Source organism: Paenibacillus taichungensis (genome assembly GCF_050994985.1).
Classification (GTDB): domain Bacteria; phylum Bacillota; class Bacilli; order Paenibacillales; family Paenibacillaceae; genus Paenibacillus; species Paenibacillus taichungensis.
Genome location: NZ_CP194720.1, coordinates 1,034,317 through 1,047,872 on the forward strand (window position 1 = coordinate 1,034,317; position 13,556 = coordinate 1,047,872).

At 45.6% G+C, this 13,556-nt stretch carries 11 protein-coding genes; 9 read left to right on the plus strand and 2 right to left on the minus strand.

The genetic code is table 11. The annotated features are described in order from the left end of the window. Nucleotides 1–143 precede the first annotated feature (143 nt). The 4 genes from ACR1R9_RS04725 (at nt 144) to ACR1R9_RS04740 (ending at nt 6,469) form a co-directional block, all read left to right on the plus strand. A complete protein-coding gene (locus ACR1R9_RS04725) occupies nt 144–749 on the plus strand; it encodes a ComEA family DNA-binding protein (RefSeq protein ID WP_076288060.1) in 606 nt (201 codons plus the stop codon). Between the two features lie 96 nt (nt 750–845). Next, complete coding sequence (locus ACR1R9_RS04730) at nt 846–1,367, plus strand: deoxycytidylate deaminase (RefSeq protein ID WP_076288061.1); 522 nt, start codon at nt 846–848, stop codon at nt 1,365–1,367. 104 nt (nt 1,368–1,471) lie between these two features. Continuing rightward, entirely contained in the window at nt 1,472–4,336 is a 2,865-nt protein-coding gene (locus ACR1R9_RS04735) for a ComEC/Rec2 family competence protein (RefSeq protein ID WP_433921602.1), read from the plus strand. A gap of 126 nt (nt 4,337–4,462) precedes the next feature. Next, nucleotides 4,463–6,469, plus strand: coding sequence for a copper amine oxidase N-terminal domain-containing protein (locus tag ACR1R9_RS04740; protein ID WP_310853754.1), 2,007 nt, complete (start codon nt 4,463–4,465; stop codon nt 6,467–6,469). Nucleotides 6,470–6,587: 118 nt separating this feature from the next. Here ACR1R9_RS04740 and ACR1R9_RS04745 read toward each other — a convergent pair whose 3' ends face one another. Continuing rightward, complete coding sequence (locus ACR1R9_RS04745) at nt 6,588–6,890, minus strand: hypothetical protein (RefSeq protein ID WP_053781298.1); 303 nt, start codon at nt 6,888–6,890, stop codon at nt 6,588–6,590. 457 nt (nt 6,891–7,347) lie between these two features. Between ACR1R9_RS04745 and ACR1R9_RS04750 the strand changes: the two genes are divergently transcribed. The 3 genes from ACR1R9_RS04750 to holA all read left to right on the plus strand — a co-directional run bounded on the left by ACR1R9_RS04750 (nt 7,348) and on the right by holA (nt 10,430). Continuing rightward, nucleotides 7,348–7,896 (plus strand): RNA polymerase sigma factor, encoded by a 549-nt coding sequence (locus ACR1R9_RS04750; RefSeq protein ID WP_024628507.1) that lies wholly within the window; start codon nt 7,348–7,350, stop codon nt 7,894–7,896. After that, nucleotides 7,893–9,155, plus strand: a complete 1,263-nt coding sequence (locus ACR1R9_RS04755; protein WP_433921601.1) for a zf-HC2 domain-containing protein — start codon at nt 7,893–7,895, stop codon at nt 9,153–9,155. Before ACR1R9_RS04750 ends, ACR1R9_RS04755 begins: the two co-directional genes overlap by 4 nt. Nucleotides 9,156–9,413: 258 nt before the next feature. Beyond that, nucleotides 9,414–10,430 (plus strand): DNA polymerase III subunit delta, encoded by a 1,017-nt coding sequence (gene holA / locus ACR1R9_RS04760; protein WP_076288065.1) that lies wholly within the window; start codon nt 9,414–9,416, stop codon nt 10,428–10,430. Between the two features lie 167 nt (nt 10,431–10,597). Here holA and rpsT read toward each other — a convergent pair whose 3' ends face one another. Further along, entirely contained in the window at nt 10,598–10,870 is a 273-nt protein-coding gene (rpsT, locus tag ACR1R9_RS04765) for a 30S ribosomal protein S20 (RefSeq protein WP_024628504.1), read from the minus strand. Nucleotides 10,871–11,045: 175 nt separating this feature from the next. Between rpsT and gpr the strand changes: the two genes are divergently transcribed. Both gpr and ACR1R9_RS04775 read left to right on the plus strand, forming a co-directional pair. Beyond that, the gene (gene gpr, locus ACR1R9_RS04770; RefSeq protein WP_063567283.1) at nt 11,046–12,047 is read left to right on the plus strand and encodes a GPR endopeptidase; all 1,002 of its coding nucleotides are present in this window, start codon (nt 11,046–11,048) and stop codon (nt 12,045–12,047) included. Between the two features lie 164 nt (nt 12,048–12,211). Continuing rightward, entirely contained in the window at nt 12,212–13,507 is a 1,296-nt protein-coding gene (locus ACR1R9_RS04775) for a stage II sporulation protein P (protein WP_099858441.1), read from the plus strand. The last annotated feature ends 49 nt before the right edge of the window (nt 13,508–13,556 follow it).

Sequence of the window (13,556 nt, forward strand, 5' to 3'; positions counted from 1 at the left end):
TTCCCTCTAGTGTATGCGTCAAGACCTGCTTCACATGACATGAAAATAGTACAGCTTGGTTTACCAGGCAAGTCCAACGGTTCGGAAGCACCGCCCGTGTTCAGAATAGATTTATTTTGAATCCAGGGAGAGGTGTGGAAGAGATGAGATGGAACAAGGGGATGACCATTGCTGCTGCGGTGGTCGGATGTATACTAATATTATGGTCGGGCAAAAGTGAACAGCCGCCTTCTGGCTGGGAACCTATGCAGCTCGCCACCGAGAAGCCGACGATAGAGCAGGAAACCCCTGCTGTACAGTCGGCTACTTTGGTTCAGGAACAAACGAAAGCTTCCGATGCAGAACAGAGACCGTTAACAACAGAGGCCCCTGTAGAGACTAATCTGGTTGATGCCACAGCAGGGAAAGTGGTTGATCAGACAGTTGCAGTGGATCAGACAGTTGCAGTTAAGCAAACGGATACTCCTACTGATGGGACACAAACGAAATCCGAGGCAGCGGTTGTTTCAACAGACAATAACCAAGCAATGGTGAGCAATGAAGCTGTCGACAATGGTAAAATTGATGTCAATACAGCTCCGGCAGCGAAGCTTATGGACCTTCCTGGAATTGGGGAGAAAAAGGCGCAAGCCATTATTGATTATCGTAATTCGCATGGTCCTTTTACCAAAGTCAGCGATCTGACCAAAGTGAAAGGAATCGGAATGAAGATGCTGGAGAAAATGGCTCCTTATGTGCAGATCAGGTAATCGCGCAATATTAAATATTAGGATATAAGTTGAATTGGAAATGACATAAGAAAGAGGTATGGGTTCAACTTTCATCAGATGGGGAGGGAAACGGTTATGAGCACAGCAGACGTACGCAAAGACTGGGATACGTATTTTATGGACATCGCATATATGGTCTCTACCCGTTCCCGCTGTTCACGCCGCCATGTTGGCGCCGTACTTGTGCAGGGGAAGAAACTGCTTGGAACAGCCTATAACGGTGCGCCCATGGGGGTTCCGGACTGCTCTGAAGCAGGATGCATGATCTCGGAAGAATACGAGCTGGTGGTAACCGACGGTCAGGAGGAAATGGTTAAAAAGCAACGTTGCATTCGTACCATTCATGCGGAGCAGAATTTGCTTTTGTTCACCGATCGAATTGACCGCGAAGGCTCTTCTGTATATGTCACGGATGAACCTTGCTGGACTTGCTCCAATATGCTCGCGAATAGCGGTATTACAGAAATCGTGTTTCATCGCCCATATCCCAAGGATACAGGCAAGGTTACCAACATGATGAAGCAAAAAGGCATTACGTTTCGTCAGCTGGGTAATTACCAGCCTCCACGTGAGACGATGATGACGGTAAGTGATTAGAACCAAAATAATATTCAAATTTGCGGGGAAGAACCTCCGGTTGCTGTATCAGCTGCCGGGGGTTTTTCTGCGTTCATACGGGTGACACAAAGGAGGGGAAGAAAATGAAAGGCAGACCTTTACTGGTATTTACCGTCTGCTGGTTATGCGGTAGCGGGATGGCATGTGCATTATCGGGTTGGTCCTTGATCGTGGGATTGATCGGGGCATTCGTTTGTCTGCCTCTTTTACTACGATGGATTGATATACGAGGTTGGTCCATCTTGTTGCTGATCGGAGCACTCGTTGGCGGTGCTGTGCACTGGGAATGGAATGATGCGCGGAATTGGAGCAGTCTGCCCGATATCACACATACGGCTGCGGAGGATTTAGACGGTTATGCAGCTACATTCGAAGGAACCCTTATGTCGGATGTACGCATAGATGGGGATCGGGCCGATTTTGAAATGCAGGTCACGTCGATGCTTTCACTATCCGATGCATCAACAGCAGTTGTGTCGGAAGCGGGAAATGCGTCTAACTTGAGAGAACGTCTAATGGTCCAAGTTCGCCTGGCTGAGGAAGAAGAACAGCAAGTAGCAGCGGGGTGGAAGCGAGGAGATTCGATCACGTTGACGGGTGCGCTTACGCTTCCCGGCGAAGCCAGAAATTTTGGTGGGTTTGACTATCGAAATTACTTAAGGACTCTTCAGATCCATTGGTTGTTTAAAGTGAAGGGGGCCAGTTCAGTAACCACCGTTCCGCCTGAAGGGCTGGGGAAACTCAACATCCTTCGGTGGAATGACATCGTTAGGCATAAGCTTGGCGCAGCGGTAGAACGGATATTTCCCGAACCTCATGCGGGCTATATGAAAGGTCTGATTATCGGGATGGCTAATGATATCGATCCGGATACATATGGACAGTTTTCACAGCTTGGTTTAACTCATATATTGGCGATCTCCGGAACACATGTCGCGGTGTATGTGACATCGCTGCTGCTCCTTTTATCTTGGCTTAGGTTAACCCGAGAAACCTCGCTCACCATTGTGTTACTGCTAATACCTGCATATGTACTGTTGTCTGGCGGTTCGCCATCGGTCATTCGTGCGGGTATCATGTCCATGATTGGTTTGTATATGGCGCGGCGCGGGCTTGCGAGGGATGGATTGCAGATGATCAGTGCAGCAGCGTTGTTGATGATGTGGTGGAACCCGTATTTTTTATTAAGCGTGAGCTTTCAGCTATCTTTTCTGGTAACAGCTGGACTGATGATTTACATGCCACTGATTAATCGGATATTTAGCAGTTGGCCCAAGGGCCTTGCAGCAACAGCTTCTGTGACGGTAACAGCACAGCTCATTTCGTTTCCGGTCACGATTCTGTATTTCAACCAGTTTTCACTGCTTTCATTTGTCGCTAACTTCCTGCTTGTATCTTTGATCAGTGCTATTGTACTTCCTCTTGGAACGGTTGCCCTGATTTTATCGTTTATTTGGATGCCTCTAGCCAAACCATTGGCGTGGATTGCTATTATGCTGAACAAATTGACCTTTGTAAGTGTGGAGTGGATGAACAGCTTGCCTGGTTTTGTGCTGATCTGGGCTACCCCATCGCTACTGTGGATTGCAGCATATTATGCCGTTCTCTATGCACTTTTGAGGGTCCTTCATCGCGGCCGAGGTGACCAACCTGCAGTTCAGGGCACAGAAGAGGATACGGCTCCACTGAATCGCCGATATGTTGGGGGGGCGCCTAAAGCGGCTCTGGGGCTGTCTGGATTGTCTAATGTATCATCACAAGGTTTAAACAAAGGTGGACGTGAGGCTAGTCCTGGTTCGATGACAACATTAAGTGCAAGTATTGCCTGGCCGGAGTATACAAGTGCATTTGCTGCGCGAGGGGCGGGTTTTTATTCTGGTGAACGGATGAACGTCTTCCACAAATGGATGTGTGCGCTGCTAGCTCTCAGCTTTGTGGTGGGATTATGGTGGGCGTACCAGACACCGCAACCTGCGGGGACCGGAGTGGTGCAGTTTTTGGATATAGGACAAGGGGACAGTACACTTATTACAACACCTGAAGGTAAACATATATTGGTCGATGGTGGAGGTACAGTACAGTTCGGGAAGTCTGAACAATCCTGGAAAACAAGGCGTGATCCATACGAAGTAGGGGCCAAGGTGGTCGTTCCTTTATTAAAAAAGCGGGGCATTCATCGGCTGGACGCCGTAATCGTAACCCATGCCGATCAGGATCATGCTGGAGGATTACAGGCTGTGCTCGAACAGATCCCGGTGGAACGGTTCATGTTTAATGGGACAACCAGTGGTACAGCCAATTTTGAGAAATTGCTGGATACCGCTATAGACAAGCAGATACCGTTATATGCCATTCGCCAAGGGATGTCCTACGCTCCAGATGGGGAGACCAGACTACATTTTATATATCCGGATCTGGAGAAAGCGAAGGATACAGGAGAAAGATTGCCTGTCTCAGAACATCAGAATCATGATTCGGTTGTCTTTTTGCTGGAGATGGCAGGCGCCTCCTTATTGTTCACGGGTGACATGGATGCTGCAGCCGAGCAGGATCTGCTCTTTATGATTCAGGATGGATCGCTTGCAGCCTCGTTTGGACAGTACGATGCAGATGCTGCATTAGCAGATGGTACTGTTCAGGAGATGTTCACACGTCACTCGGGGGAGAATCATAAGGAGGTTCCTGTCACCATAGATGTATTAAAAGTTGCACACCACGGTAGCAAAACATCATCAACGGAAGCTTGGTTACAGTATTGGAATGCATCCGCATCCGTGATATCTGCTGGGGCCAACAATACATATGGACATCCCAATCCTGGTGTGCTTGAACGTCTTGTTGATTCGGGTACAGAGATCTATCGAACTGATCGAATGGGGGAAATTCAGATGAGAATCAAAGATGGAGAGATTGATGTGCGTTATAAGTTGGTTCCAAACAGCTCATAATGAATTCTTTTATAGTGCAGGATAATGGTTATTTTTACCGAATAATAGTTAGGCTCAGCTTTGAGGGGAGCTAGAGAGATACCTGGTGATAGTAGCAACTACATAATAAGAAGGGGATCAACAAAAATGGGACTTGTAGAATTCACACAATGCAACAGCAATGCAACACAGAAGTTTAGAGTTAAATGGATCAAAAGGACAATAGCACTGTGGATCGGACTTCTAGCGATCGGCTTGATAACTAGTCAGTCCCATGTGACTGCAGCATCCGGTTCCAATGGCTCAATCTCTTCAGTGCTCGATCGTAATGATTATTTGCTTGATAATGGAACAATTTGGTCTAAAGGCACTACCAGTGGAGTATGGACGCAAAGTCGAAATTTGATGGGTATCTCAAAATCTGATACCCACTCAGTCTTTGGATGGACTGCTAATGGACAAGTATATCGCTGGGATAAGGACAATGCGTATAAGCCAGATGTTTATCAATACAATGGAATAGTGAAGGTATATGGGCATGGTTTGGTTCTTCTTCAAGATGGAACACTTCATACTAAAGGGGAACAGATTAAAGGTCTGGAATCCATCATTGATGTTGGTCCATATGAGGGATATGTTTATAGTGCATTATCCTCGTCTGGAGACGTGTATTACGCCGACTATGGAAAAAAAGTGCGCAAAGCAGGCTATGTACCTGATGGTAAAGCTATCGCATTGAACAGCGCTTATGCAGCGGTATTGAAGAACGATGGCTCTGTAGTTATTGTAAGTGTCATGTACGAGGACGAACAGGTGACTATTGCAAGTGACGTGCAATCCATGATCTGGTGGGGAAGTACACATAAGCTACTCACGGTGAAGAATGATGGAACTGTATGGAGTTATGATCGAACCTCCAAATATAAGTCAGAACATTTGCCAGGATTAACTAATGTAAATCGACTTGTGCATTCGTATGATCTGGATGAATTATATGCACAGTTACAAGACGGTTCTTGGGTCGTTTATGACAGTGGGAAAATAACCCCTCTAGTAGCTCCTTCTTTAAATAAAGTAACGTTGGCTGCATCTTCCAAAGAAGCCGTTATTGGAGATGAGATTACACTTACTGTTCAGGAGAGCTATAGCAACGGGTTCAAAATCAAGCGTATACCTTTGCCAGAAGAAATTATAATAGAGCAACCTCAAGTTGCACAAATTCAAGGAGAAGGCAAACTAAAGGTAAGCGGTATGGGTACAACCCAAGTAACTTTGAAGATAGGTGATTTGATTTCGAGCCTTCAACTGAACGTTGAATCACAGCAGAAGCTGACAGGTGCTACATTGTTGGACGGAATTGTATATTTACCAGTGCAGTCCGTTTTTAAGACACTGGGAGCCAAAGTTGATGTTAAAGGTTCATCTTTTGAAATTCAATTCGGAAATGAAAAAATTACGTTGCAAAAAGGGAGTGCAATTGCACACTTTAACAACAAGGAGATCAAAATGAAAGGGAAAGTGCAAACCATCGGAGGGCAAACGGTATTTCCTGCGCATCTGTTAAGTCAGACGGCGGATATTCAAGTACAATGGGATGCAGAGTTTAAGCAGGCAAAAGTTCTAGTTGGAAAGTCATCAATCGTTGTTGAATCGAAGGATACACTTGCCCTGATCAAGAAAAAAGAACTGGGCAGCCTTAGTCGATTGATTGGTAAGTCTTATTGGATTAATGATTATACGGATCTTGGAAGACGTTTCAGCAAAGTGACCATAACAGATATTAAGATTGAGAAGTCTGACTCTGGAGATAAGAGCTACTCTGTTGAGTTCCGTAATGCAAAAGGAAAAACGATTGTTGCTTATGCAGGGGGGACTGCATCTAAGGTGACGGGAATGCTGTCAGATCCCAATCAATTCTTTGCATATGATCCTTATCAGAAATATAAATGGTCCCAATCCACGTGGAATAAGATTATCGCTGGGGAAGTGGACTTGGGAATGACTACAACACAGGCTCGTTTGGCATGGGGAGATCCAACAAGCATAACCCAGGAGATGAGTTCAAAGGGTAAGATTGAAGTGTGGGTATATAGTAGCTCGGCAGGTATACGTGCATTAGGTTTTGTTGGTGGGAAACTAATTGTCATTTATTAATTTTATGTATGAAGCACTTCATATGCTCAAAGAATGATACCAAAAGCCCGCTTTCCGGATACTCCTCGGGGAGAATGCCGGAAAGCGGGCTCATTTTGGAATGACTTATAACAATGAATTATTCAACGCCATCTTTAAAGTGTTTACTCCAATGTTTGTCACCTTTGTGCAACAGATCTTCTACAGTTTTCTCAAGCGTAAGCAAGAGCTGTGCGCGAACATCAAGCACGGTTTCTCTGTACAAGCGTTCTTCCGATCCGACGATTTTATCGCCGTATAATGCCTGTGCAGCGGTGTATTTCCGATGTTCTTCAACCAGGGTATCGATAGATTGCAACGCATGTTCCACAAAATGGGATATGCTTTGATATTCTTTGGGCATTTGTTCTTTTAACGCTTGAATTTTTGCAAGAGCTGGCATGCTCATCACCTCGTGTTATGAATGTAAATTTACAATACACTGTTTTCATGAAAATTACATTAAAATGAGCTTAAATTTGTACGAAATTTGAATTTTTTTATTTTCAATGCTATAAGTGTGGTTAGCTATAATGTATGCCATTGTCATTAAATTGAGTCGTGTAAGTACTGGAATGACTTTTGAGCTGGCTTGATGACTCGTTATGCAATTTCTGTTATTCTAAGAGAAGATTTCAGCGGCCCGAATACATAAGCCGTTATTTTGTTATGGCAATATAAGAAAAACGTCTATCTACGTACCCAGGGGAACAGAACGCGTTTAGTGGAAGTTTTTCTTGCGATATCAGGACGCGGTATCTCTGAAGTTTTACTTTATGATATCTAAAAAAAATACTTAACTTTGCAACAATTTTATTGATGGTCACGTCTGTAAGGTTGCAGGGAGAGGGGGATCCTTTGTGGTAGAGCCGGAACTCATCAGAGCCGCTCAATCGGGCGATCGCGACGCTCTAATTACCCTATTGCGGGACATTGAACAGCATGTTTATCGGACCGCATATTACATTCTAAATAATGAACAAGACGCTTTGGATGCTGCTCAGGAAGCGTTGATCCGAATTTACACCAAGATTAATTCATATGAGGAAAAGGCCCAGTTTAAGACATGGGTTCAGCGCATCGTCACGAATATCTGTATTGATAAATTCAGAAGAACCAAGCCCTCCGTCTCCATTGACGAGCATGATATGGTTTTTCAGGACAATCAGGATGTGGAATTCGAAGTGATGTCCACATATGTGGCAAAGGATATTCAGGATGCTATTAACAAGTTGCCTGAGCATCATCGTACCGTTATTGTTCTAAGATATTTGCAGGACTTATCCTATAACGAAATTGCGGATTGCCTCGATCTTCCGTTGAATACGGTTAAATCTTATTTATTTAGAGCCAGACAGCAATTACAGAATCTACTACAGGAGTATCAGAAAGGTGGTGTGACAGGATGAAATGCGAAGAGGTGGTGGAATGGATGCACCGGTATCTGGATCATGATCTGGGCGAGGCGGAAACTGCGCAGATGCTACAGCATGTGGCCCAATGTCCGGAGTGCGCTGAAAACTTTAGTTTGCTCAGAGCTCTCTCCAGAGAACTGGAAGATTTGCCGCAGGTAACCCCGAGATTCAGTCTGGTTGATGCCATTATGCCGCAACTGGATGCAATCGACGAAGCAAAGAGGGAACAAAGCAGTACCATACAGGAAATGAGTCCTGTCCCTGCTGCGTTTGAGAATTTACAGCGTTCAAGTGAGCGAAAACCGAAGCAAAAATGGTTGAATTCCATGGCAGGCCGTATGTCCATGGGTGCAGCAGCAGCAGCAGTTGTACTGGGCGTTACCATTTTTGGGTATCAACCAGAGAAGATTGAGAATGCGGAAGTGATGATGAGCACTGGAAGTACTCAAGAAGGCGGGAATGAGGATCAAAATCCACTGAGCAGAGAGATTAACAATGAAGATTCTTCCTCCTCTTTACAGAGCGATAACAGTGTCTGGGTTGATAGTTCGGAAAGTCAGCCATCCGCTGAAGATAAACAAGCTCAAGAGATTGGTCCTAAAGAAGACAGTTCAGAGAAGGTGCAGGAACCTGAATTGAAGGAAGAACAAACTCCTAAACAGCCGGATACAGGGTCAGAATTGAACAAGAGTGATGCAACGAAAAACGCCCCGTCCAGTTCTAATCCTGCTGACAGTACCAAGAGTGTTGATCAGCAAAAAAGTCAGGATTCAGGAGCTAGTACTGGACCTTCGGCAGGTTCTACTGAGAGCGGAGCAACAGAGCCTGAAAATGGGGATGCACAATCATTCACTACTTCTCAGGATATGCCTGATGTTAAGGTAGAAGAGCCGACAGAGGGCCTGACGAGTAGTCCTGATTCCGAGACAGGTATGGATGCAGCGGGTGGAAATAAAGGATTGGCTGCCACCGATTCAGGTGCACTTGCCACCACGACTCCAAAAGAATGGAAATCACCCGATGGCTCCTATCTGGTCATGCTGCTCGGCGATCAGATCAGCATTTACTCTAAACCTGCCGCTGACTCGGATGTGCTAAATCTGGTTGAGCAACGTAATGTGGAGGGTACACTAAAATCTGCGAGCTGGTCTCAGGATAGCGCTGTATTTAATTACGAAACAGATCAAGATGGAACAACAGTGAAAAAATCGTTTAACGTGTCCACTGCCTCAAGCGGAACCTCTGCCAAATAGGCTGTAAATTATACGTTTGGCCTCAAGACTTGCCGAACTTTTCTGTTGTATCAAGAATATATTGAAAGTAACAACAACGTCCTATCTCAGTTGGCATAACTGACGTCGTATGACCGCGCACCAGCTTTTTCTAGAATTGTTGGTGTCCGCGTTTATATAGATGTAGGACAGGGGGCCTTCATCCGTTAACCGGGTGTAAGGCCCCTTTGTTGTCTGTCACGTTTTCTGGTAGGATAAGAGGGATAAGGGGGCACCGTGATGGATGTAAAGAGTGCGACAAAGGCAATACGTAATGGAGAAACGGCTCCGGTATATGTGCTGTACGGAACGGAGAAGTATCAGATACAGCAATTTACGGATATGTTAAAACAACAGGTGATTGAAGAAGAGCACCGAGAATTTGCGATCATTCCATATGATCTCTCTGAGACACCTGTGGAGGTTGTCATTGAAGAAGCGGAGACGGTTCCTTTTCTTGTTCCACGTAAACTCATTATCGTTCGCGATGCTAATTTGTTTACAGCAGGCAAGGATTCCAAAATTGATCACCAGATTGATCGACTGCTTACATATATGGACAATCCGGCAGATTATAGTACGATTGTGTTTCTGGCTCAAGGGGATAAACTGGACGAACGTAAAAAATTAGTGAAGGCAGCGAAGAAACAAGCTGTTGTCCTTGCATTTGCTCCACTAAGTGGGGAGGAGTTGCTGGGTTGGATTGTAAAGCTGGCGAAGCAGCGGGATGTATCTTTTGAGGCTGGAGCGGCTGACACGCTTGTGAGCTATGCAGGAACAGGCCTTCAGACGTTATCTGCGGAAGTGGACAAGTTATGTTTGTTCGCTGGTAACGGAGGCACGATCAAGCGCGCGGATATCGAATCACTGGTGGCTCGAAGTACCGAGCAGAATGTGTTCGCTTTGGTGGAGGAGCTTGCTAACTTGAGGCTGGAGAAAGCTTTGGGTCTTTTTTATGAGTTGTTGAAGCAGCGTGAAGAACCGATCAAAATTGCTGCCTTGATTGCCCGTCAATTTCGAATTATGATTCAGGTAAAAGAGTTAGGGCAGCAGAGTTACTCCCAACAGCAAATTGCCAGCCAGCTTGGTCTGCATCCGTATGCTGTTAAAATTGCTGGTGAACAGGCTCGCAAGTTTCAGGCAGAACGTTTGAGGCTGATTTTGAGTCACCTCAGTGAACTGGATTATCAGATGAAGACCGGGGCAGTGGATAAAGTGCTCGGACTGGAGCTTTTCTTGTTAAGGCTCGGAGCTTAAACTTAGATATAACGGTAACACAAAGCGGCCTTTATTCCGTTGATGGTGAGATCATCGGAATAAAGGCCGCTCCGTTTCAATAGAGTGCTTATAGAATCAGATACTAAAAAATCCTGAAAGCTCGTGCTGTTCAGGATTTTTCCATTAGATCGTATAAGTAACGCTTCTTACGCTTGTGCGGAAAGAGCGTTCAGTTTTTTCGCCAAGCGAGACTTTTTGCGGGCTGCAGCATTTTTATGAACCAGACCTTTAGTTACAGCCTTGTCCAGCTTTTTGGAAGCAGCTTGAATCGCAGCTTTTGCAGTATCAACTTCGTTACTTACCAGAGCAGCATCAGCAGCTTTAACAGCTGTACGGAGTGCAGATTTCTGGGAAGCGTTGAGTGCGCGGCGCTTGTCGCTCGTTTTTACGCGTTTAACAGCGGATTTGATGTTTGGCATTACATTCACCTCCTGTAAGGCATTTGCATGAATACAAACGTTTCACAACTTAAAATATTCTAGCACGCTGGCATGCAAATTGCAACAGATTTTCCTATGATGTTCGACAGTGCTGCATAAAGCACACCATTTTCCCACACAATATGCTCAAATGCGGTAAGGGAGGCAGGGACAGATGACACTGGATTTGCAAAATTATGCAGTTCGTACCGACTTGGCAATTGACTCCAAGGAGATGGCTCAGGGGGGGCAGAAACAGACGATTCCCGGGCTGCGGGAGGATGTGGATGAGAAAGACGGTATTAAAATCACACGTATTGATGTGCTTGATGATGCAGCCGCTACAGCAATTGGGCGTGTAAAGGGGCACTATGTCACTTTGGAGGTTCCATCGCTTCGTAACGGAGATACCGATCTTCAGGAGCGGGTTGCGGCAGAATTCACGCGAGAGATGGAAGATTTTTTGGCCAAAGCGGGAATTAACAAGACGTCTAAGGTGCTGATCGTAGGTTTGGGTAACCTGAACGTCACGCCTGACTCACTTGGACCGCTGGTAGTGGAGAATCTGATGGTTACCCGCCAGTATTTTGAGCTGGTTCCAGATCAGGTTGCACCCGGTTATCGGGAAGTCAGTGCTATTGCGCCAGGTGTGCTGGGTACAACGGGTATAGAATCCAGTGACATCGTACAAGCGATCGTGGATCGAACGAAACCGGATGCAATCATTGCGATTGATGCACTGGCTTCACGCTCCCTCGAACGTGTTAATACAACGATTCAAGTGGCAGACATCGGCATTCATCCTGGCTCAGGAATAGGGAACAAACGACGTGGACTGACACGTGAAATATTGGGTGTTCCATGCATTGCCATCGGTGTACCAACCGTATGTTATGCATCGACCATCGTGAATAACGTCATCGAAATGATGCGTACTCATTTCCGGCAAGAGACTGATCAAACGAAACAGATTATGGGCATGCTGGACGATATCGGCGAAAATGACCGTCTCAGTTTGGTAAAAGAGGTACTGGAGCCACTAGGTCATGATCTGATCGTTACCCCCAAAGAAATCGATGAATTTGTCGAAGATATTGCCAATATTATTGCAACAGGTCTGAATGCCGCGCTCCATGATGCGGTAAATGCTGAGAATGTAGCTGCCTACACCCATTAATTAACATTTTGAGATTTAAAATGCTTGAGACTCCTGTGAAGAAGGTCCGAATCTATCGGACTTTCTTTTTTTGTATGCAATCTTCTTTTTCCTGTTCTATCAAATCTGGCAGGCTCATAGAGTTGAAGTATAAGCATTGTCCAGCAGGGAAGGAGACAGAAGCAATGAACAAAATATTGGCCTGGAATATTGGTAAATGGAAAAAGAGATGTTTGCACGTGCTGGCTATGGGCCGTACGTTATTGTTGCTTATGATCATATCTGCTTTGTTTTTTGTTGTACTCGGTCTGGGGGGCATGGCAGAGAAGCGTTTGAATAGCTCACCTGTTTCTTCTATGAAAGGGTTTGCGGGAGCTGTTTCAAGTAGCTTTTTTGTGGACATGCTTGGCATGGAAATGCCACATCTAACTCAGAAAGAACAAGCATCTGCATTTTCTGGTGAAAATCTGACTTCGTTTGTATTCCAACTGCTGACGAATGTTAATCCGCAAGACCCCAAAAGCCTGATCGCTAGAGAAATGCCGGGCATGGGTTCCAATCAACCCGTACTGCTGCGACCAGGCTCGGGAAATGAAAAAGCTGAAGCTCCAGAAGATTATCAGCCGGGTCCTGGACTAATTGATACGGCTTCGGCAGGCGGAGGGAAATCAGGTGGCGAGCAGCATATCCCACCAGGTCAGGATAATCCCGATCCATCCGATCCGCAGGATCCGGGTGATGGTGAAGTAAAGGGTGATCCCCCACCGAAGAATGGTGGTAAAGATGAACCGAGCAAACCAACGACAGGAAAAAAAGCGATTCTTGTTTACCATTCCCATCCACGTGAAGGATACAATCCTCTCTTGGGCACGAAGAGTGACAATCCTTCCTCTGGTAAATCGACTGGTAATGTTTTTCAAGTGGGAACCTACTTGTCCGACAGTTTGGAGAAGCTGGGGATTGGGGTGGAACATGCGCAAGAAGATTATCCAACCAAGGTTAAGGATTATAACTGGAATTATTCCTATAAATACTCCCGTCAGACGGTGAAAGCTGCACTTGCTCAAAATGACGATCTTACGTATCTCATCGATATCCACCGTGACTCTCAGCGTCATAACAAAACAACGACAACCATTAATAATCTGGGTTACGCCAAAGTATATTTTATTATAGGACATGAAAATCCAAACTGGCAGCAGAATGAAGCCTTTGCGGCCAAAATTCATAAGAAACTGGAAGCGAAATACCCAGGGGTATCTCGGGGCGTCTGGGGTAAGGACGGCGGCGGGGCCAACAATGGTGAATATAACCAGACCCTTTCTCCCAACAGCATATTGATTGAGATTGGCGGCATCGACAATACAGCTGCTGAACTGGAGCGGACATCCAAAGTACTGGCCGACATGATCGCAGAGGTGTACTGGGATGATCAGAAAGTGGACAAAGCGAGTGCGGATAAGACGTCAAAAGGTGGCTAGTAGTCCTGATATGGAAGAATAGAAGAATCGAAGATATAACAGGAGGCGA

Bases quoted from the DNA above. Each gene is read 5' to 3' on its own strand.
- ACR1R9_RS04745 (WP_053781298.1), bottom strand. From the start codon at position 6,890: ATGCCAGCTCTTGCAAAAATTCAAGCGTTAAAAGAACAAATGCCCAAA.
- ACR1R9_RS04775 (WP_099858441.1), top strand. From the start codon at position 12,212: ATGAACAAAATATTGGCCTGGAATATTGGTAAATGGAAAAAGAGATGT.
- ACR1R9_RS04735 (WP_433921602.1), top strand. From the start codon at position 1,472: ATGAAAGGCAGACCTTTACTGGTATTTACCGTCTGCTGGTTATGCGGT.
- holA (WP_076288065.1), top strand. From the start codon at position 9,414: ATGGATGTAAAGAGTGCGACAAAGGCAATACGTAATGGAGAAACGGCT.
- ACR1R9_RS04755 (WP_433921601.1), top strand. From the start codon at position 7,893: ATGAAATGCGAAGAGGTGGTGGAATGGATGCACCGGTATCTGGATCAT.
- ACR1R9_RS04725 (WP_076288060.1), top strand. From the start codon at position 144: ATGAGATGGAACAAGGGGATGACCATTGCTGCTGCGGTGGTCGGATGT.
- gpr (WP_063567283.1), top strand. From the start codon at position 11,046: ATGACACTGGATTTGCAAAATTATGCAGTTCGTACCGACTTGGCAATT.
- rpsT (WP_024628504.1), bottom strand. From the start codon at position 10,870: ATGCCAAACATCAAATCCGCTGTTAAACGCGTAAAAACGAGCGACAAG.
- ACR1R9_RS04740 (WP_310853754.1), top strand. From the start codon at position 4,463: ATGGGACTTGTAGAATTCACACAATGCAACAGCAATGCAACACAGAAG.
- ACR1R9_RS04730 (WP_076288061.1), top strand. From the start codon at position 846: ATGAGCACAGCAGACGTACGCAAAGACTGGGATACGTATTTTATGGAC.